Origin of the sequence: Flavobacterium alkalisoli (genome assembly GCF_008000935.1) — a bacterium.
In the GTDB taxonomy this organism is placed as follows: domain Bacteria; phylum Bacteroidota; class Bacteroidia; order Flavobacteriales; family Flavobacteriaceae; genus Flavobacterium; species Flavobacterium alkalisoli.
Window position 1 is genome coordinate 2,841,273 of sequence record NZ_CP042831.1, and the last position, 20,173, is coordinate 2,861,445.

Annotated in this window: 11 protein-coding genes; 3 read left to right on the plus strand and 8 right to left on the minus strand. The window is 39.5% G+C overall.

Annotation, left to right across the window (positions count from 1 at the left end):
* Positions 1-17 precede the first annotated feature (17 nt).
* The 3 genes from tamL to FUA48_RS13040 form a co-directional block, all read right to left on the minus strand.
* Positions 18-2,339 (minus strand): translocation and assembly module lipoprotein TamL, encoded by a 2,322-nt coding sequence (gene tamL, locus FUA48_RS13030; RefSeq protein ID WP_147583931.1) that lies wholly within the window; start codon positions 2,337-2,339, stop codon positions 18-20.
* Positions 2,329-7,437 (minus strand): translocation/assembly module TamB domain-containing protein, encoded by a 5,109-nt coding sequence (locus tag FUA48_RS13035; RefSeq protein WP_147583932.1) that lies wholly within the window; start codon positions 7,435-7,437, stop codon positions 2,329-2,331. Before FUA48_RS13035 ends, tamL begins: the two co-directional genes overlap by 11 nt.
* A gap of 95 nt (positions 7,438-7,532) precedes the next feature.
* Positions 7,533-8,099: a pseudouridine synthase gene (locus FUA48_RS13040; protein ID WP_147583933.1), complete on the minus strand. Its 567-nt coding sequence runs from the start codon at positions 8,097-8,099 to the stop codon at positions 7,533-7,535.
* Positions 8,100-8,209: 110 nt separating this feature from the next.
* Between FUA48_RS13040 and FUA48_RS13045 the strand changes: the two genes are divergently transcribed.
* Genes FUA48_RS13045 through FUA48_RS13055 form a run of 3 tightly spaced genes read left to right on the plus strand, consistent with a single transcriptional unit; the run spans position 8,210 to position 9,434 of the window.
* Positions 8,210-8,671 (plus strand): SRPBCC domain-containing protein, encoded by a 462-nt coding sequence (locus tag FUA48_RS13045; RefSeq protein WP_147583934.1) that lies wholly within the window; start codon positions 8,210-8,212, stop codon positions 8,669-8,671.
* A gap of 9 nt (positions 8,672-8,680) precedes the next feature.
* The gene (locus FUA48_RS13050; RefSeq protein WP_147583935.1) at positions 8,681-8,995 is read left to right on the plus strand and encodes an ArsR/SmtB family transcription factor; all 315 of its coding nucleotides are present in this window, start codon (positions 8,681-8,683) and stop codon (positions 8,993-8,995) included.
* A 7-nt stretch (positions 8,996-9,002) separates the two neighbouring features.
* The gene (locus FUA48_RS13055; protein ID WP_147583936.1) at positions 9,003-9,434 is read left to right on the plus strand and encodes an SRPBCC family protein; all 432 of its coding nucleotides are present in this window, start codon (positions 9,003-9,005) and stop codon (positions 9,432-9,434) included.
* A gap of 28 nt (positions 9,435-9,462) precedes the next feature.
* Here the strand turns inward: FUA48_RS13055 and FUA48_RS13060 are convergent, their stop codons facing one another.
* From FUA48_RS13060 to FUA48_RS13075, 5 genes are all read right to left on the minus strand, one after another.
* Positions 9,463-10,743: an acetyl-CoA C-acetyltransferase gene (locus tag FUA48_RS13060; protein ID WP_147583937.1), complete on the minus strand. Its 1,281-nt coding sequence runs from the start codon at positions 10,741-10,743 to the stop codon at positions 9,463-9,465.
* A 91-nt stretch (positions 10,744-10,834) separates the two neighbouring features.
* The gene (locus FUA48_RS18550; RefSeq protein ID WP_240732458.1) at positions 10,835-11,593 is read right to left on the minus strand and encodes an OmpA family protein; all 759 of its coding nucleotides are present in this window, start codon (positions 11,591-11,593) and stop codon (positions 10,835-10,837) included.
* A 17-nt stretch (positions 11,594-11,610) separates the two neighbouring features.
* Positions 11,611-12,705 carry a hypothetical protein gene (locus FUA48_RS18555; RefSeq protein ID WP_240732460.1) on the minus strand — a complete coding sequence of 365 codons (1,095 nt, stop codon included), beginning with the start codon at positions 12,703-12,705 and terminating at the stop codon, positions 11,611-11,613.
* Between the two features lie 20 nt (positions 12,706-12,725).
* On the minus strand, positions 12,726-13,661 hold the full coding sequence (locus tag FUA48_RS13070; RefSeq protein ID WP_147583938.1) for a PorP/SprF family type IX secretion system membrane protein: 936 nt from the start codon (positions 13,659-13,661) through the stop codon (positions 12,726-12,728).
* A gap of 78 nt (positions 13,662-13,739) precedes the next feature.
* Positions 13,740-19,913: a fibronectin type III domain-containing protein gene (locus FUA48_RS13075; protein WP_147583939.1), complete on the minus strand. Its 6,174-nt coding sequence runs from the start codon at positions 19,911-19,913 to the stop codon at positions 13,740-13,742.
* Between the last annotated feature and the right edge of the window lie 260 nt (positions 19,914-20,173).

Sequence of the window (20,173 nt, forward strand, 5' to 3'; positions counted from 1 at the left end):
TTTCCAAATATATAAAATTAGAAAGGATACCCAATGGCAAGGTTAAATACTAAATTATCCTTACGCCATGTTTTACTGCCAAAATCCACATCATCAATAACCCAACGATTGCCTGCCGGTAGCCATGGTTTACGTATAGGGAAAGCCCCGTCTAAACGCAGTACCAAAAAGTCGAGATCAAGGCGTAATCCCAAACCTGTACCTACAGCTAGTTGGCTCATAAAATCGGAAGTAAACTTACCTCCTGGATTCTCTTCATTACTGTTCCAAAGCCATACGTTACCGGCGTCTACAAAAACGGCACCATGAATTACACTGTATAGCTTTGCCCTGTATTCAGCATTTAGCTCCAGTTTAATATCTCCTGACTCATCCGGTACAAAAGAGTTAGGGTCAATATCTTCGGGATAATAACTACCAGGACCAACAGATCTTGCCCTAAAGGCACGTAAACTGTTTGTACCACCAGAGAAGAATTGCTTTACATAAGGCAACTCAGAGGAATTACCATAAGGCACACCAATACCTACTATAGCTCTGGTAGCAATTTTAGAATCGCGTCCTAAACGCATAAAATACCTAAATTCATGTTCTGTTTTTGCATACTGGCTAAAAGGTACATTAAGGAAAGTAATAGTGTCGCCTTTTTTAACATTAGCGCCACCAGCCAAACCGAATATTGTCCCTGCAAGTTCTAAAGAGCCTTTATAATAAACCGTATGTCTTTTGTATTTACGCATGGTGTTTGTAAATGTATAGGAGTAAGACGGTCCAAAAATAAACTGCTTGTCAATAACTCTTTGTATACTTGGATTGTTATTTGCCATTTGCTGATATTCATCAGAAACGCTGTTTGGACTCACATAGTTAACATCAAAAACATTAAGAAGGTGTTCTTTGGTCGTAGATTCTTTCCATAAATAACTGAATTGTGCCTTAAAGGAGTTTAAAGCATAAAGATGAATCCTTTTTTGAAACTCATAGTTAACAAGAGCCCTGGTTTTTGGTACAAAAGCACTGGGAGCCTCTACTCTGAACGGCGTGATAAACCTTGGCCACACTAGGCTAACCTCGCTACCCACCCTGTAAACATTATAACCTTTATTTTGTCCTGCCATTTGTACTTCAAATCCGCCGTAAACAGAAAGTGAAAGAAGCTCTGCAGCTCTAAAGGTATTACGGTTACTCCAGTTAACTGTTAGATCGGAACCAGTGTAGTTAGCCGAATTGGTTTTAGCCGAAAGCTCAGTACGAATTGACTTTTTAGGCATAGGGGTAAGGTAGTAATAAGCATCAAGGGAATTTTCAAGGCTATCGCTCACCCTGAACTCATTCTTTACAAATCGGAACGTACCTAAACTGATAAGTCTGCTTAAGGATAGGTTATGATCTGTCCTGTTGTATAAATCTCCTTTATGGAAATATAATGTCCTGTCGTAAATTATAGGTTTAAATGTATTTTGAGGATCTATTATGGTAAAGTCCTTGTATTGCTGTACAGAGTCCTTTACTATATTTTTTACGTTAATTGTATCTCTGGTATCGTTAAGCGAGTAATTAGGGAATATATAAATATTGTTTATGGTATATTGCCTTTTAGCTTTTTCCGGAGCTTCGTCTTTAACGATTACCCTCATATCAACCTGATGGTCTCCAACAGTACTGTCTACCTTTACAAGGATATAATCGGGGTTAAAGTAATAGTACCCTTTTTGTTTTAGGCGTTCATCTATCCTGTCGCGTTCATCCTTAACAACATCCAGATCATAAGGGCGTCCTTTTCTTAACCTTGTCCTTCTCTTGGTTTTAGCAACTGCACTGTCTAATCGTGTTAGGGAAGAATCACTAGGGAATATGACATTCCTTATTTTGTATTGTTGTTTAGGAGTAACTGTATAAACAGCCTCTACTTTTTTCTTACCTGAAGAAGTTGAATCTGCCGAAACACGTGCTTTAAAATAACCGTTGTTTTCTGCATGGTTTTGCAATACATCAGCATTATAATCTAAATCCACCTGACTAAAGAGTACTGGAGGTTCGCCAACCTTATTACGTAACCAGTACCTAAATCCGCTGTCTTTTTTTGGTTCACCTGCAATGTTGTATATATATAGTTTAACCCTAAGCCCTAATATTTTTCTGTTTGTTTTAGGCCTTGCCAGTTCTTCCATATTGGCCTCCATATCCTTTCTTTCACGCCTAGTCATTACTGTATCTTCCACTTTTACCTCGGCACCTGTATAAAGCATTTCTCCGTCGTTTAAATAACGGGTATTGCTACAACCGTATATAATTAGCAGTAGTACTGTTAAAAGATAGTATTTAGGCTTAATCTTCATTATTCTCTTTTTCTTTTTTAGCGGCTTTTCTTTCTCTTTCTTCACGGGCTTCGCGTTCCTCTTCCTGTTTTTCCTCTTCTTTTTGGCGTTGTCTAAGTTCTTTTTCCCTGCGTTTTATTTCTTTCTCTTCTTCAGTAGTATGGAAAAGCTCTTTAAACTTATTATAATCCATAGTGATTATAAAAGAAACCCCTGTTTCAATTACCTGTCCCTGTATAGCAACCTGATATTCATCTTTTCTGTAGGCCCTCAGCATATAGCGGCCGTCTTTGGTTAACTGGTAGTCAAGGGATACGTCTCCGGCTATGTTTGTAGTTTCCTCATTTGCCTGCTGCGGACCTTCTATACCAAAGGAACTACCTACAGTCACTTTTAACCTGTCATTTAAAAGTTGTTTAGAAACCCCAACGTTAAGATCTGTACGGTTTTCACGTTGGCCTGTTGTGTAGTCTTCGGTGGACTCTAAGTCAAAATTAAGCTCAAAGCCATTTATAAGATCGCTGGTAAGGTTGTTCAGCTGTTGTGAAAGCAGTTCGCTTACACTTTGCCTTGCAATAGCCTCTGTACTTGTTCCGGCTTCACTCGAGAACGGATTCTCGTTTATAAAGTGATTTAAAAGTAACAGGGCAAATACCTGTTTATTCATATCAGAAGGCTGTTGCCTTAACTGAGCCAGTTTTGTTTGGGTGTTGTTTATGATGTTTGTTGATACCCCATAGTTTCCTTCAGGAAGAACGATATCAAATGAAAGTTCCGGACTTAAAAGCTCGCCCTTCATTTTAAGTATAGTATTGAAAGGAATCTTTTGTTTATACGTATTCCTTATGGAAGGTGATGCAGTGGAAAGCTCATTGCCCAATAAATCGATAGGAGCAGCCTTTACCTGATAAACAGCCGTAATATCTATAGTCGCATCGGTAGGGGATCCTGTCCATAAAATATAGCTGTTTTTCTGGATGTCAAATTTTCTTTTCAGGAAGTTGAAAGACATCCTGTAGGCACCATCGCTAAACTCATAACGTCCGGTAAGTGTGGTTTTACCAGATGGGTCTATACCTCCGTTTAGTTTTGCCTCACCTTTAAGTTCAAGGTAATCACCATTACCTTTATCGATTATAAGGTTAAGTTCTGCCTCTTTGTTTACCTGTATGGCAACAGCAACATCAATACCTGTTACATCACTTTGGTTTACGGTTTCCTCTATTTTAATACGTTGTTGTAACTCTACATTATCCTCATCTACAAATTCTACAATACCTTCCCTGTCTGCTATACCCGGATCAGGCTGAGGTAATACTACTGTAAAATCGGTATCCTCATCGATATTAAGGTTACCGTCTACAACAGGGTTTTCCAAAGTTCCGGTAAGGTTTAAATGGGTATCAAAATATAAAGTACCATAGTATATATCGTTATCCTTTTCTGTAGAGCTTACTGCTTTAAAGTTTTCGGCATCTACAGTCATATTAAAGGCATATTCCTTATAGTTGGTTGTGTTTATATCCCCGTTTAATATCATCAGGTTTTTATCCTCATCCTCAATACTGAAATTATTAAGGCTGATACCGCTATCACTAAAACGGATGTTATCGTTCATAGAACTGAAATAGGAGTTAAGCTGAGTTACCCTAAAGCCTATATCATTAAAATCAAGATTTCCGTTTACATTTGGTGCATCTGCAGTTCCTGTAACCGTAAAATTACCGGAAAGATAACCTTTACCATCTTTAAGCTGTCCAAAAGTAAATGCCTGTACACTGCTCATATTAAGCTTTTGCATGTCCAGATTAAGATCAAAACTTTTTGTAGTTGAGGTATAGGTACCGTCCAGGTTTACCTCATTTCCGTTTCCTGTAATGTTTACATCGGCAGTATAAGTATTGGCAACTGTATTGTCTACCTTTATTTTAATATCACCAATGGTATCTTTACTAACCGCAAAGTTTGCTATATTCAGGTTTGAAGTAAACACAGGATTGGTATTTAGGTCTCGAAGTTCTGCCTCACCGTTTAATGTACCGCTTAATTTAAGCTCTTCTTTTTGAATCATGTTGGTAAATGTCTCAATCTTAAAGTCATCAAGTTCAACATTAATAGGGGAGTTAGGTACATCTTCCTGAGACTGTAGCTTAATAGTACTTCCCTCATTGGTTAATTCAAAATTATTGGCATATATACCATCTTTACCTAAACGGATAACATTATCCTCAGCAACATTCCAGGTTTCATAATTCAGCTTTAAACCTTCAGGATAAAGAGATATTTCTGTATTGTTTTCTTTAGAGCGCAGTTCGCCGGCAACCAGATAATGTTCTTCATCTTTACGGTCTAATACCTGTAATCTGTAAGTAAGGGTATTGTCTTTTAAGTTACCTGTTATGCTGGTGTGTGGCAATACGAACTGTTCGTTTTGAACTTCGTCAATAACCACACTATATGTTAAACTGTCTTTTTGTGTTGAGATGTCAATATTTCCACCGGAAATGGTATTGGCACCATATACAAGTCGTGGTATAGAGCCTTTTACAACAAGACTATCCTTTGTACTGTTATAAGAACCTTTGAGCTCAATAGGCTCAATTCTTGTTATCTCCGGCACAAGTTGATAGATAATAGGATCGTTATCTATCCTCATATTAAAATCGAAATACTGTTCTTCGGCAACCGGTTTTTCTTCCCCTAATGTAATATCATAGTATTTTGATACGGTTTTTTTTATTGCTGTACTTAGCTCTGCCAGATTGTATTTACCTACAAGTGATGCATCTACAATTTGGGAATGTAGGGAAATAGAGTCCCTTTCCGGAGTTGATACTGCAAATGCTTTTATGGTATCGAGTATTATTTCGTTTTTAGGAGTGGCAAACATGAAATTATACACGACTACCGAACCGTTTAGGTTAGCAGGATTTGAGTCGGTTATATCAGCATCTATATTACCACGCATTTTAAGCGGACCTGCATGGAGGTTTAGTTTGTTGAGGTCTATTAAATCGGCATTCAGCTTAATTGTCCCTTTAGGATATTTACCGTTAAATCCGCCATTGGCTACCAAATCAAAATCAATATTCGGGTCGTCCATAGAGGCGGTAGCATCAAACTGTCCGTTATTAATTGTACCGTCTACTACAAGGTCTTTATAGATGTAGCTGTTATATTCTGCTGAGATTAGGTTTGCATTTACTTTAGCATTGGCTGTTTGAGGATTAAGTCCTTTTCCTTTAACTTTAGCTTTAAGACTTATTTTACCAATGGAATCGTTCTTTAAAAGACTGCCCAAATCAAAATCGGTAAAGACTGCATCGGCATCATATGTCTCTGCGTCTTTAACCCTTCGGTCAAAAACAGCCTTTACATTAGCTTTCCCGTAACTGCTGTTGAGGTTAAAATCGGTACTGAAGTTTTCTATAGTACCCTTAAATTTTACTTTTGCGGCTAATTGTTCAGGCAACTGTATATTGTCGGGTAGTGTACCTTCCGGTAAAAACAGGGCCACATCTTCAGAAGTGGTATATAGTTTCCTTATATCCATATCAAAGTAAGTCTTCTCGATATCAGGAAGTCCGGTTATCCTTCCACTTGCCTCAATAACTGTGTTACCTATACCTCTTACTTCAAGATTAGGAATAGTAAGATTACCAACGCTACCTTTTATTTGACTATTGATATACATAATACCGTTAGGATCGCTTTTAAACGGATTGGTATCGGCAAGGGTAGGCACAAACAGCAATATATCTTTAAAACCTATTCGGCTTCCTTTTAAATTGGCATCTACTGTCATTTTATTTATATCCTCACTTAACGAAGCTATGGAAGGGTAGGACACTATTATTTTATCTCTTAATTCAGTTTGAGGTGTTTTGATATACAGATTGTTAAGTTGTGCCCCTTTATCTGTGTATTTAAAGTCTACTGTAAGCTTCTGGATGTCTACTCCGCTTTTATCTGTTACTGTAAATGCATCTATATTGCCCGAGATACTGTCTGTAGCATAAGCCAGATTTTCAGCCTCAAGATTAAAGTTACTTATATCAAGGTGTTTATAATCAATCCCTTTGTTAACAGGTGCAGAGTTGTTATCGTCAAACTTAAAGGCTACATTTTTAATATTGGTATTATTTAGCCTGAATTTCCAATTGCTTGAAGCTACAGCTTCAGGTTGTTCAGGTAGATTTTCTTTTACCTGTTTTTCAAATTTTCCCAATGCAAGCTGACCTGTAACATCATTAAGCTGAAGCTCTTCTAAATCTATAAGTTGGGTTTTCAGGTTCACCTCATTAACCTTAATTTTTAGTTTCTTTAAAACAAGTTTAGTATCAAGTTTACTCTCTTTATTATCGTATCCAATATCAATATTGGCAATATTAATATCTTTTAAGTTAAGCTTTAAATCAGGTTGTTTAGAGGCTTCTTCAGTAACTTTTTGCGAACTTTTAGCTATTTCATCAAGCATACCCTGTTCAAGAGTAAGTTTTAGTCCGTCGAGGTTTATTTCCGGGATGTCAAAATCGAGGCTGTCAAGATCAAATTTTTTGAAACGGGTATCAAAATGGGTAAGGTTTGCCGCGATGTCATTTTTAGAGATATCATCTTTATAAACTACCCTTATCCGGTCAAGGTTAATTTTGTTTACCGATATTTTCATGGGAGCCGAAGTAGTATCTGTCGGCTTATCACTGGAGAAAGCTTTAATGATATAGTCAAAATTAAAAACTGAATCCTTATCTCTTCTTATATTGGCAACTATACCCTGTAGGTCTACAGAGTTTATTTCAAGTTCATTGCTTAACAGTTTAAACAAGCTTATGTTTACTGCTACTTTTTCTCCCGCCAATAATGTATCTCCCTGCTGGCTTTCAAAGTAAACACCTTCAAGAATTACTTTTTTAGAAAGTCCAATTTCAATTTTATCGAGTTTAACTTCAGTACCTATTTTGTTTTCCAAATAGGTTATGGCTTTATCTTTTACTTTATTCTGAATATAAGGTATTTGTAAAAGCAAAACAATAAGAAGGAATAGCCCTATTACAGAGCCAATAATCCAAAGTATAATCTTTATACTCTTGCGCAGGTATTTCTTTATCCGGGAGTTCATTTGTTACCCTAAAAGTAGGATAATTTGAACAGTATAATTTTAAAGTTTTCCTAAAATACTTACAAAAATGACAGTTGTTAAAAACAGGAAATAGATTACACGTTAATTTCTGTAATCTCAATTGCTTCTCCCGGTTGCAGATTGCCCAATTGAATATTACCAATTCGTACTCTCACTAATCGTAATGTTGGAAACCCCACAGCCGATGTCATCTTTCGTACCTGCCTAAATTTACCTTCAGTAACAGTAATACTAACCCACGAGGTGGGGCCGTGGCGTTCATCTCTTATTTTCTTTCCTCTTTCGGGTAAATCAGGAACACCATTTATCTTAAATGCTTTGCAGGGTAGTGTAATATACTTTTTACCCTTAAAGCCAATTTCCACACCGTTTTGTAACTGTTGAACCGATTCATCAGTTATATCGCCATCAACCTGTGCATAATATTCCTTTTCAACTTTCTTACTTCTAACAATTTCGCTCATCATACCATCGGTAGTGAGTATAATTAATCCTTCAGAATCCTCATCAAGTCTGCCTATAGCCATTGTACCTTCAGGAAAATCATGTAATTCTCCCAAAAGTTTTTTGTTACGTTTTAAATTATAGATAAACTGACTAAGGTAACCGAAAGGCTTATATAGTAAAAAGTGATGATGCATCGATTTTAATTTGCACAAATGTAAAAAATTTAAACTTTTACATTGTGTAACCAAAAGGTTTCTTATATTTGTAACCAATCGGTTACTTAAAATCAGTCAAAATTAATTATATGGAATCAAAAAATCTTGAAATTAAAGCAGCTGTACAGGTTTTAAAGCCTGTATCTGAAGTATATGAAGCGATAGTTAATCCTGTTCAAATGTCAAATTATTTTATTAACGACAGTACAGGAAGGATGGAAGAGGGAATTAACCTTATATGGCACTTTCCTGAAATAAAGGATATTGATGTTCCTGTTGAGGTAGGAAAGATAGTGAAGGATAAGTATATTTCTTATCGATGGGATATAGGTGATATAAAAACCCTTATTGAGATGAATCTTGAGCCTTATGAAGAAAATGCAACCGTAATTACCATAACCGAAAAAGGAATGGAAAATAATGAGGGAGGTATAAAATGGTTAAAAGAAAATACAGAAGGCTGGGCTAATTTTTTGGCCTGCCTAAAAGCCTGGCTTGAATATGGAATACACTTAAGAAAAGGGGCTTTTGACTTTAGATTTAAAAAATAAATGTAATAAATGAGAAGAGATGTTTTTCAGGCAATTGCCGATCCTACGCGCAGGGAAATAATTAATATGCTGGCAAAAAAGGAGCTTAACCTTAATGCCGTGGCAGATAATTTTTCTATTAGCCGACCTGCTATATCCAAGCATATTAAGATACTTACCGAATGCGGACTTGTTGTTATAAAGCAACAGGGTAGGGAACGATATTGTCGTGCCGAGCTGAAAAAACTCAAAGAGGTTGCAGAATGGACAGAACGTTATAAAGAATTTTGGAATCAAAAACTGGATGCTTTGGGCAGCTTTCTTGAAAACGAACAAGCTAAATAATATAAATATGGAAACAACAACTAAACCATTAACTTTAGAACGCACTTACAATGCTACTGCAGACAGGGTATGGACTGCTATTACCGATGTCAGCAAAATGAGGCAATGGTATTTTGACCTTGAAGCTTTTGAACCAAGAGTAGGATTCAAATTTCAATTCGCAGCAGGGTGTGAAGGAGAAGACGATTATATACATCTTTGCGAAGTTACTGAAGTGGATGAAGGTAAAAAGATTACTTACAGCTGGAAATATGAAGATAGGGAAGGGATGTCTTATGTTACATGGGAACTCTTTCCTGAAGGTGATAAAACCAAACTTGTATTAATCCATAAAGGACTGGAAACATTTCCTCCTCACAAGGATTTTACAAGAGATTCTTTCAATGGAGGATGGACTCACTTTTTGGGTGCCCTGCAGGAATACGTGGAAAACAAATAATAAAAGAGCCGGATTATACCGGCTTTTTTTATTTTTCAAGTATCACTGTTATTCCCTGTCCGCCTGCAGCACATACAGATATAAATCCTTTACCGGAACCTTTTTCGTTAAGTAGTTTTGCCATAGTTGCCAGTATTCGGCCTCCTGTTGCTGCAAAAGGATGCCCTGCCGCGAGGCTACTTCCGTTAACGTTCAGTTTAGAACGGTCTATAGCTCCAAGGTTTTCTTCTAAACCAAATTCTTTAGTAAGTTCAGGGCTTTCCCAAATTTTTAATGTTGCCAATACTTGCGCAGCAAAAGCCTCATGAATTTCATAAAAGTCAAAATCCTGAAGTTTCATTCCTGCTTTCTTCAACATTTTTGGAGCAGCATAAATAGCAGAAAGTAACAGGTTATGTTTGTTTTGAATGTATTCTATAGCGGCTATTTCGGCATGAGTTATATAAGCCAGTATCGGTAAGTTGTTTTGCTGTGCCCATTCTTCACTTGCAAGTAATATACATGAAGCGCCATCGGTTAGGGGAGAAGAGTTACCTGCTGTAAGGCTGCCGTTCTCTTTATCGAAAGCTGGTTTTAATTTGGCCAGTTTTTCGATAGAACTATCTCTTCGCATGTTATTATCAAATAGCAATCCTTTATATGGTGTTATCATATCGTCAAAAAAGCCCCTGTCTAAAGCAGAAGCCATTTTTTGATGGCTTTCCAGAGAAAACCGGTCCTGATCTTCTCTTGATATTTTATAATATTTAGCCGTGTATTCTGTATGTCCGCCCATAGATAGTCCCGTTCCGGGCTCTATATTCATTGGGGCGATAGGGGTAAAGTCTTTTAAATTTATCTGTAACAGTTTCTTTATTTTATCCATTGTGGATTTGCTTCGCCTTACAGATAACAGTATAGAACGAATATGTTCATTAAGGACTAGAGGAACATTACTTGTAGAGTCTACTCCTCCTGCGATACCACAATCCAATTGGCCTAAGGCTATTTTATTAGCTATATACACTGCCGATTCTATACCGGTATTACAAGCCTGTTCTATATCACACGCAGGAGTTTTTGGGTCAAGAGATGAGGCCAATACACATTCACGCATTAGGTTTATTTCCCAACTATGTTTTATAACAGCACCTCCGGCAACTTCACCCAACTGCTTTCCTGCAAGGTTGTATTTGTCAATTAATCCGCCTAATGCCGCTGTCATCATGTCCTTATTTCCGGCATTAGCATAAGTCGTGTTTTGTCTTGCAAAAGGAATTCTGTTATAGCCTACTATTGCTACTTTCCTTAATTGTTTTCCTGATAGCATAATATGATTTTTTATCCTACTAATTTACAAATAAATAAAATGAAAAAAGCAGCCCATTGGGCTGCTTTTTATTGGTGGTTTGTTAAGTCCTCTATTTTTTCACGATTACAAACTCAGAGCGTCTGTTCTTAGCATGCTCTTCCTCTGTACATTTGTCTTTACAGTCAACAAGTGGCTGGCTCTCACCATAACCCTGTCCTGAGATGCGCTCCTTGGCAATGCCTTTGGAGATTACATACTGAACAGTAGATTTTGCCCTTCTGTTAGAAAGGTTCATGTTGTACTGGTCACTACCACGGTTATCGGTGTGTGCCTTAACCATGATCGTCATCTCCGGATGGCTCTTCATTACCTCTACTAACTTGTCTAGCTCAAAGGCAGCCTCTTTGGTGATGTTGCTCTTATCAAATTCAAAGAAGATGTCGTTAAGGGTAATTACTTCTCTATCAATAATCTCCTCGATCGGTTTCAGGTCAGCCATAACGTTCACCTCACCACCATGGGTTTTGGCAATCGGGAAGCTGTTCTGCTCATAACCCGTCATGCTGGCCTGGATGGTATAGGCCCTGTCACAATCAACATTGTAAACTACCTTACCTCCTGCATCTGCAGTCCTGGTCTCAATAACATTGTTCCTCTCATCAAGGATCGATACCCTGGCGCTTGCCAGCGGTTTGCCCGTGTTGGCATCCCTTACCATTACAATAGCCTCAACGCCACAGATTGGCGTTGCGCTGTAAAGCTGGTCAACACCTGTCCTGTTACTGCTGAAGAAACCGATGTTCTTCCGGTCATTGAAACTGAAGGCAAAGTCATCCTGTCCTGAGTTGATTGGTAAGCCAACGTTCATTACTTCTGTTCCTTTCTTCAGGTCCACCAAAACACGTCCAGTGCTCCAAAGCCTTTCCTTCCGTCTGAGGAGAAGTACAGCTTGCCCTCTGAGGTGATGTATGGGAAATTGTCATTGGCTGGGGTGTTGATCTTATCCCCAAGGTTCTGTGGCTCACCATAGGTGTTGTTGCCCTTAACCTCCACCTTCCAGATATCGTTGCCGCCCTGGCCTCCCGGACGGTTCGAAACAAAGTAAAGCGTCTTGCCGTCTGCACTGATGGCAGGGTTACCTGTTGAGTAGGTCTTCTCGTTGAAAGGAAGCGGCTGGATGTTACCCCATTTGCCGTCAGCCTTGGTAGCCTTGTAAAGGTATACCTGGCCCAGTTTAAGGTTGTTGTCCTTATCCCTCTCAAACTGTTTGCTCTCCTTAAAGCTCTCGCTGGAGAAATACATCGTGTTACCGTCTGCGCTTACCGCTGCAGGGCCGTCGTGCCATTTGCTGTTCACATCGGCAATAGGGGTCGGCTCACTAAGGGTACCGTCGGCATTATAGGTAGCCATGTACATATCAAGGAACGGCTGTTCGTTAGCCCCGTAGGTCTTCCTTGCCGTATTTCTTGCGCTGGTGAAGTAGAAGTTGTTGTCATCGGTAAGTACCGCACCAAAGGAGCTGTACTTCTCATCGTTGATGTCCAGCTTCTTCTCATCAAACAATCTTGTCTGGTTCCTTAATTTCGGAAGGTAGTCAGGGTCTTTCATAAAGGCCACAGACCTCTCGTCATTCGGCTTTAACTGGGCAAACTTACGCATCTGCGCATTAGCCTCCTCATACCTGCCTTCGGCCTTAAGCATCTGGGCATAGTGGTAATAGATCTCAGCTTCCTGCTGGCTCTCGGTAGCCTTGGCATACCATTTTACCGCCTCCTTGCTGTTAAAGACATTGTAGTAGCTCTCGGCCAGCTGCCTGTAAACATAAGGGTCGCTCTTGCCTGATAGCTTCATATATTCATTGGCGGCATCAACATATTCCATCCTGGCATACAGCTTGTCCGCCTTCTCGGTTTCCCTGCTCTGTGCCATGGCAAACTGTGCTGCCAGCATAAAACTTAAACTGATATATAGGTTCTTCATTTTTCTTGGTCGCTTTTAGGTTAGAAATAACGTGGTGAACGTGATACTTTCTTAGGGAAGTTCAAATCGAATAACAGCATTACCTCATGCGAGGCTGGGGTAGTGATGTTAAGGTCGGAAACAATATGGTCATAGGCATAACCCAGCCTAAGGTTAGGGGTAATCCTGTAGTTGACCATACCACCAAAAGAGTCATCAAGCCTGTAGGTGGCCCCGATCTCAAAGCGCTCAAAGAACAGCGCATTCAGTGAACCGTCTATAGAAGGCGATACGTTGAAGGCTGATTTTAACATGAAAGAGGGTTTTAGCTTTACGTTATCCGATAACTGGAATACGTAACCCCCCGTTAGGAAGTAGTGCTGAACTTCCGATCCGAACTGAAGGTCAGTTCCGCTTTGGGTAAGGTCAAGGTGCTTGCTCTTAAGCATGTTCGGTACCGAGAAGGCCACATAGTACTTCTGGGTGTAGTAGAAGAATCCTGCACCTATGTTGAAATAGGTGTTGTTAACGTTCTCACTGAAGGCAGGGTCGCCCGGCGCCGGTACATATCCGTTACCGATGTCACTGTATAGCCCCACATCGTGGAACGTTGCTCCGGCCTTAAGGCCAAGGGCAAGGCGGTGCTCTCCACCTAAGTTAAGGGTGTAGGAGAAGTCCGCATAGGTGTTGGTCTCCTTTACAGGACCGATCTGGTCGTTGATTACAGATAGGCCCAATCCCACATTCTTACCTACAGGGCTGTGCCCTGAGAAGGTTGCCGTGGTTGGGGAATCCTGGATGTCAACCCACTGTTTGCGGTACAATAACCCAAAGGACAAATTCTCCTTCGAGCCCGCATAGGCAGGGTTGATCACGTTCATGTTATACATGTACTGCGTATAGTGCGGGTCCTGCTGTGCAGAAACATCAGCAAGGCCACACAATGCCACCAAAGCGGCAAGGTATATTTTTCTCATGTGTGTGTTTTCTTTTTTGTTAGGCAAAGGAAGACAGGGGAGCCCATAAGGGCTCCTTTGCCATACCTTTATTATATCTTAGTCTTCTCTGTTGATGTAAACCCAACCCGTTTTGCTGGTACCATCATTTAACTCAAGTGAGTAGAAATAAGTACCTGTAGGAAGTTCTTTTCCGTGTTCGTCAAGTCCATACCACTCGTTAGTATAATCTGTTTTACTGTAAACCTCTTTACCGTAACGGTTAAAGATGCTTAGCTTGGTTACACCAAATCCTCTAAGGTCGAAGTTATCGTTCATACCATCTTCATTTGGCGAAATACCACGAGGGATTAAACATGCTATACTTTCAACACTCTGTACAAGAACAGAAGAACAGATATCACCACCCAGAGGAGTTACTGTTACCATATAGTCTCCTATCTCTTCAGCTGTAACTGTAAGACCTGTGCCTATCGTAGATCCGTTAGGCCCTGTCCATTCGATAGTAACCGTGTTTTCAGTATAATTATCATCAAGAGAAACCTCAAGAATATATAATCCGCCTTCACAGCCACCTGTTATTCCAAGTACCGGAGTAGGAACAACAGTTATTGTAAAGCTGCTCTCGTCTGAACAGTCAGTACCTTCAACCTGAGCATAGATATAAACCATCTGTCCAGATGTTAACTCAGTACCAGCTGTAAGCATATCACCTGAACCTGCAGGACCTGTGTAGTAGTTGTTTCCTGCACTTAATTCCGGTAACACATAACTGTCACAAGAAGTAACATCTGTCATAACATCTGCAACAGGAAGAGGAGTAATAGTTACCTGAACGGCTTCACTGGCAGTACATCCGTTGCGGTCTATCACAACTTCATATATACCACTTTCTGTAGCGGTAATAGTGCTTCCTGTATCTGGTAATGCAGCACCTTCAAATGTCCAGCTATATGTAGCTTCAGTAAGGTCAAAATTAATAGGAGTAACCGTTACCGTAACTGTTTCGCCTTCACACACGTCAAAGTCTCCGTCTAAAGTGAATTGAGGCGGGTTGTTTTCAATAATAAGATCAAATGACCAAACTGTAAAACAATCGCTGCCATTTTCCTGTACCCTTACATAGATAGTCTGGTTAGTAGTTGTAGTGTAAGAGTCCGGTAAATTATCTTCACCTCCAAGATTTGCTGCTGCCTCAGTTAAATAGTAAGTAAATGTAAAGTTTTCAGGATTTTCAAGTCCTGCAATAATATCTACCATACTATCCGGCAGGTTAAATGTAGCACTTCCTGTAGTATTACATACAGCAAGGTCATTAGGGTCCTGCTCTTCAATCTCTTCAGCTAAACGAAGCAATACACTAGTATCTCTAACTAATAATTCACCGTTACAGTTTGTATAAGTAGCACGCGCTGTCATTGTTGTAGGCTCGGTTACACAAACAGTAATCTCTTCCTGATCACTGTATGATACACCATCCTGAAGCCACTCAAAAACAACGTTTGAAGTTCCGTTTGGAGTAAATCTCCAAGCCTCTTCAGTTGCTGTCCAAGGACCTGTGTTTCTTCCATCCGGAACAAAAGCTACAGTACCACCGGCATTTTGAAGACCTACAACACCGGCACCATTTTGCCAAGAAGTACAAGGAATTCTGTTACCAATATAAATCTCAATTACGTTTGATATTTCATAAAGAACAATCTGAGTAGTTTGTCCGCCAATAGCAGGATCGTTGTTACAAGCGCCGCTAAACTGAGCTACCTCAGAGAAGTTTACAACAAGTGCACGACAAGGGTAGTTACCTAATACCTGGAAGTTAATATCCGGGTCAACGTTGTCGTTATTAATGCTTGGGTCGATATCCTGATAAACACCATAGATAGCGTTTAGGATAGGGAATCCTGTATTAGGGATTGTTTGGTTAAATGACCAAGGACAATATCCGCTTGGGTTACCTGTATTAAATGTCACTACTCCGTTTGAACCTACAAGAACCTCTGAATAGATTTCTCCAAAGAAACAGAAATCAAAAGGAAGTTGTACAAGTGGAGACCAAACGTCGTCCGTACCAACTGATACCGGAGTACCACCCGTGAACGGGAACGGCGGAGCATAGTCAATGCTTTCTATTTCGTATGAAGAAGTTTCTCCTGTTTGTAGGTAATTTGCAGTAAGAGGAATACAGTTGTCTTCTTCCGGACAAATTACGATTTCACTATTAGGAAGTAATATCTCAAGTTCAGGATCGAATACCTCTACATTTGCACATCCAGGTGGATTAAAGATAGAGAATACAAGTGGTCCTGCCCATAGACTTATATCTGACTCGCTACAAATAGCTCTTACATAATATTCATAATATTCACCTTCTTCTATATCAAGTGTATAAGTAGGGTTATCAGTAACAATTACTGATTCTGCAGGAGTTTGACCCGGGTTACCGGTACCCATAGGCTGTACAACAACTTCCCATTGTGTTTCACTTCCTACAGGAGTCCATGAAAGCTCTACAAATGATGTACCCTGCATTCCTGAAGAAAGTAAATCTACAGGAGCCGGACATGTAAGGATCTGTAAGATTACATTATCTACAGCCGCTGGAGGGTTTGTACCCACACTACCGTCATTTCTCCATTCGAATACTAAACGTAAAGTTTGACCCTGATAAGGAGAAGCATCAAATATATATGTTTCTGTAGTCCAGCTACTACTTTGGTTAAAGTTACCTCCGTACTGAATACCCCCACTATTTGTAGTTGTTATCATTGTACCAGGAGTAGGAGTGTAAGTAACCGGCACTATCCATGCTTTTAAATAGTCACAGCAGCTTTCTCCCATTGCAAGCCAATCGAACTGAAGAATAGCCTCACCAACACCTGTAGCAGGAATTGCGATATCTCTATATGCATGTACTGTTGACGATGAATTGTTTGTATAAGCATTACTTGTTCCACTGTCATTAGAAATGTAAAGTGAACTTGTAGGGCTGTTACTTACCGCAGTACCAACTACCCATTGGTTTGGTTGAGTACCATTATTAAGAGTCCATTCTACAGGACCTTCAAAATCATCATAGAAATTAGTGTCGGCAGGGATTTGTGTTGTATTGAATACTAACGGACCTACCCAGAAACTGTAGTCATCCGTTCCACAATTACTTCTTACCCAAATATAGTATGTAGTTGAAGGGGTTAAGCCATCTAAATCTACAGTTGTAGGATCTACGTTATCTGTTACTACCGCATCCGGAGCCGGAGAGGTATTTGATGTAGAAAGATAATAATCATAACTATCAGGTAAGTCTGCAGGTGGGTTCCAAGAAACTGTAGCAGAATCTTCTGTAACATTAGAAACTGCTAAACCATCCGGTGCAGGACAAGTTATTACAGATACATTAACATTATCTACAGCTGCAGGAGGGTTTGTACCAACACTACCGTCATTTCTCCATTCAAAAATAAGTCGAACTATTTGTCCTGGTGCGTAACCGGAAGCATCTACAACATAATTAGCAGTTGTCCAGTTTGCATTCATATTAAGGTTACCCGGAGAAATTTGTGTACCACCACTAGCGCCGGTAATCATAGTTCCCGGAGTAGGTGTGAAGGTTATAGGAACCATCCAAACTCTTAAATAGTCACAGCATGATTCACCTACTGCTTTCCAGTCGAAAGAAACACTTATTTCACTTACTGCAGTAGCAGGCATTTGTAAATCTCTATATGCATGTACTACCGAAGTGCTGTTATTTGTAAATGCATTTGATACGCCGTTATCGTTAGTTATGTATAAAGAGCTTCCAGTACCATTACTTGTTGCGGTACCAACAATCCATTTGTTTGTTTGTGTACCGTTATTTAATGTCCATTCTACCGTGCCGTCTTCAAAATCATCGAAGAAATTTAAGTCGGCAGGGACTTGTGGTGTATTAAATGCTAATGGTCCAACCCAGAAGCTATAATCGTCTGTTCCGCAATTGCTTCTTACCCAAACAAAATAACCTGTAGAATCGTCAAGAGGATCTAAAACAGCAGTTGTTCCAGGTACGTTATCAGTAGGAACTGTAGCATCTGTTGGAGGTGTATTTGTTGTTGATAGATAGTAATCAAAAGTAGGTGAAACTGATGAAGGTCCCGTCCATGAAATTGTTGCCTGATCTATTTGCAGATCATTAAGAACTAGGTTAGTAGGAGCAGGACATGTAATAACCGAAAGGTTAACATTATCTACCGCAGCAGGAGGGTTAGCACCAATACTGCCATCGTTTCTCCACTCAAAAATTAAACGCATTACCTGACCTGAATAAGCAGTAGCATTAACTACATAGTTTGCCGTAAGGAAGTTTGAGTTCATGTTTTGGTTACCACCAAACTGAGTTCCTCCACTTGCAGCCGCAGTAATTTGTGTGCCCGCTGTAGGTACAAATGTTGCAGGTACTACCCATACTCTTAGATAGTCACAGCAAGATTCACCAACTGCTCTCCAGTCATAAGAAAGAAGTAACTGATCTACAGTTGCAGGCATCTGGATATCTCTATATGCATGTACTACTGAAGTAACAGTATTTGTAAATGAATTTGAAACACCTGCATCATTTGTTATATATAAGGAGTTACTACCTCCATTATTTACGGCATTACCTATTACCCATTGGTTAGGCGCTGTACCGTTACTTAAACTCCATCCGGATGCAGCTTCAAAACCATCAGTAAAGTCCATGGCTGCAGGAAGCTGAGTTGTCATAAATATATATGGACCTGCCCATGCACTAAATGTACCGTTACCACAATCGCCTCTTACATAGTACTCATATGTAGTAGCTTCTGTAAACGGAGTACCTCCGGTTGTAGCTGTTACATTATAGTTACTGTTAACAGTGATGCCTGTGCCCGATCCGGCAGGTATACCTGTACCTACAGGTTGAACAACAATTTCCCATTCTGTTGAACCATTTGCGTTCCATGAAAGATCTGCTGAGTCATTATCAATATTTGTTGCAGATAAGTTTGTAGGAGGAGGACAGTTTACAACCTGTACTGTTAATGTATAAGGTGTAGACTGAGGTGTAGCCCAAGTAGAAATTACTATATAATATGTTGTTCCTGATAATACTGATACTGTTGGAAGGGAAACAGGTGTTGTAGCGTTACCCACTCCACCAGCTAAACAGTTAACACCAATATCTGCACAATCATCATAAACAAAAATACCGGCAGCATTGCCTGTACCTGTCATATTTATACTAATTACTCCATCGGCAGTTGCAGTATAAGCATATACTACATCATCACCATTAAGATAATTGTTTGTTGTACCACAGCCTGATGCCCCCGGTGAACCACTGTAGTCGTCTCCATAGTTTGAGGTGTTATCTGTAGTAGAATAAGGCAATGTCGTTATTTCTATAGGAGCCCCGCAAGTTTCGCCAAGGGCTGCCGTACTAAAGTTTAGCGGACCTGCCCATGCACTGTAGTTTCCTACACCACAAACAGAACGCACATAAAATTTATAGTTTGTATCAGGATCAAGATTTTCTGCAGTATAAGGAAGGAGGTCTGAGTAAACTTCTCCTATACCTGTTGAAGGTAAAGCGGCTTCTATTACTTCAATTTCCCATGAAGTAACACCTGTCGGGCTTGTCCAGTTTAATTCTGCAGAGTCTAGCCCGATATTAGCAACTGTTAAGGCAGTGGGAGGTAAACATTCTTCAACAATTCTTACATAGTCAATAAGCCATCTGTCGTCATCGTCACCTATCATTACGAAGGCCAGATATACAGACTGCCCGCCAAGACCTGTAAGTTGTACAGTTTTTTCGGTATATTCCTGCTGTACAGGGTTGATTTGTGTTTCAGTCCACTGAGTTATTTGTGTATAAGCGGCTAAGTTAGAAGGGTCTGGGTCTGTAGATACCATTATACGGTAAAGACCACCCTGATCACCATTTACACCCAAACGAGAATAAAAAAGTAACTGTGGGTTATCAGGCAAAGTTACAAGAGGGGTAACTAACCAGTCTTGTGGTGTCGGATCGGTATCCGGCACGTTTTCTCTGTCTACCATTGCAGAGTAAGTGCCCTCGTAGGCAGGGAATGGTTCGGCTGTACCGCCTGGTGTCTGTACCCAATCTTTTAAGGTTCCAAAACCATTATCATAAACATTCCATCCGGCAGGCGGAAATGTTCCTTCAAAGTCTTCGGGTGCATCCGGCAACTGTGCAAAAGAACACATGGAAATTAATGATAAAAAAATTAAGAATGTAATTTTTCTCATAGATTAATATTTAGTTTGTTAAAAGGGTTTTAAATTTATAAAAAATTAAGGCACATTTTGTGTTAATTATCACACTGTAGCTTTAATATGAAGAAATTAAACAAAAAATAACTATAAAGTTAGATAATGATTTTTTGTGTTATAAATAACAAAATATGTTAAAAAGTTTAGGATTTTAAAATTATTAATATAAAATGCTAAAATTGAATATTTGTTATTTAAAATATGGATTAAGAGGTGTTAATTGTTAATTTACTAAA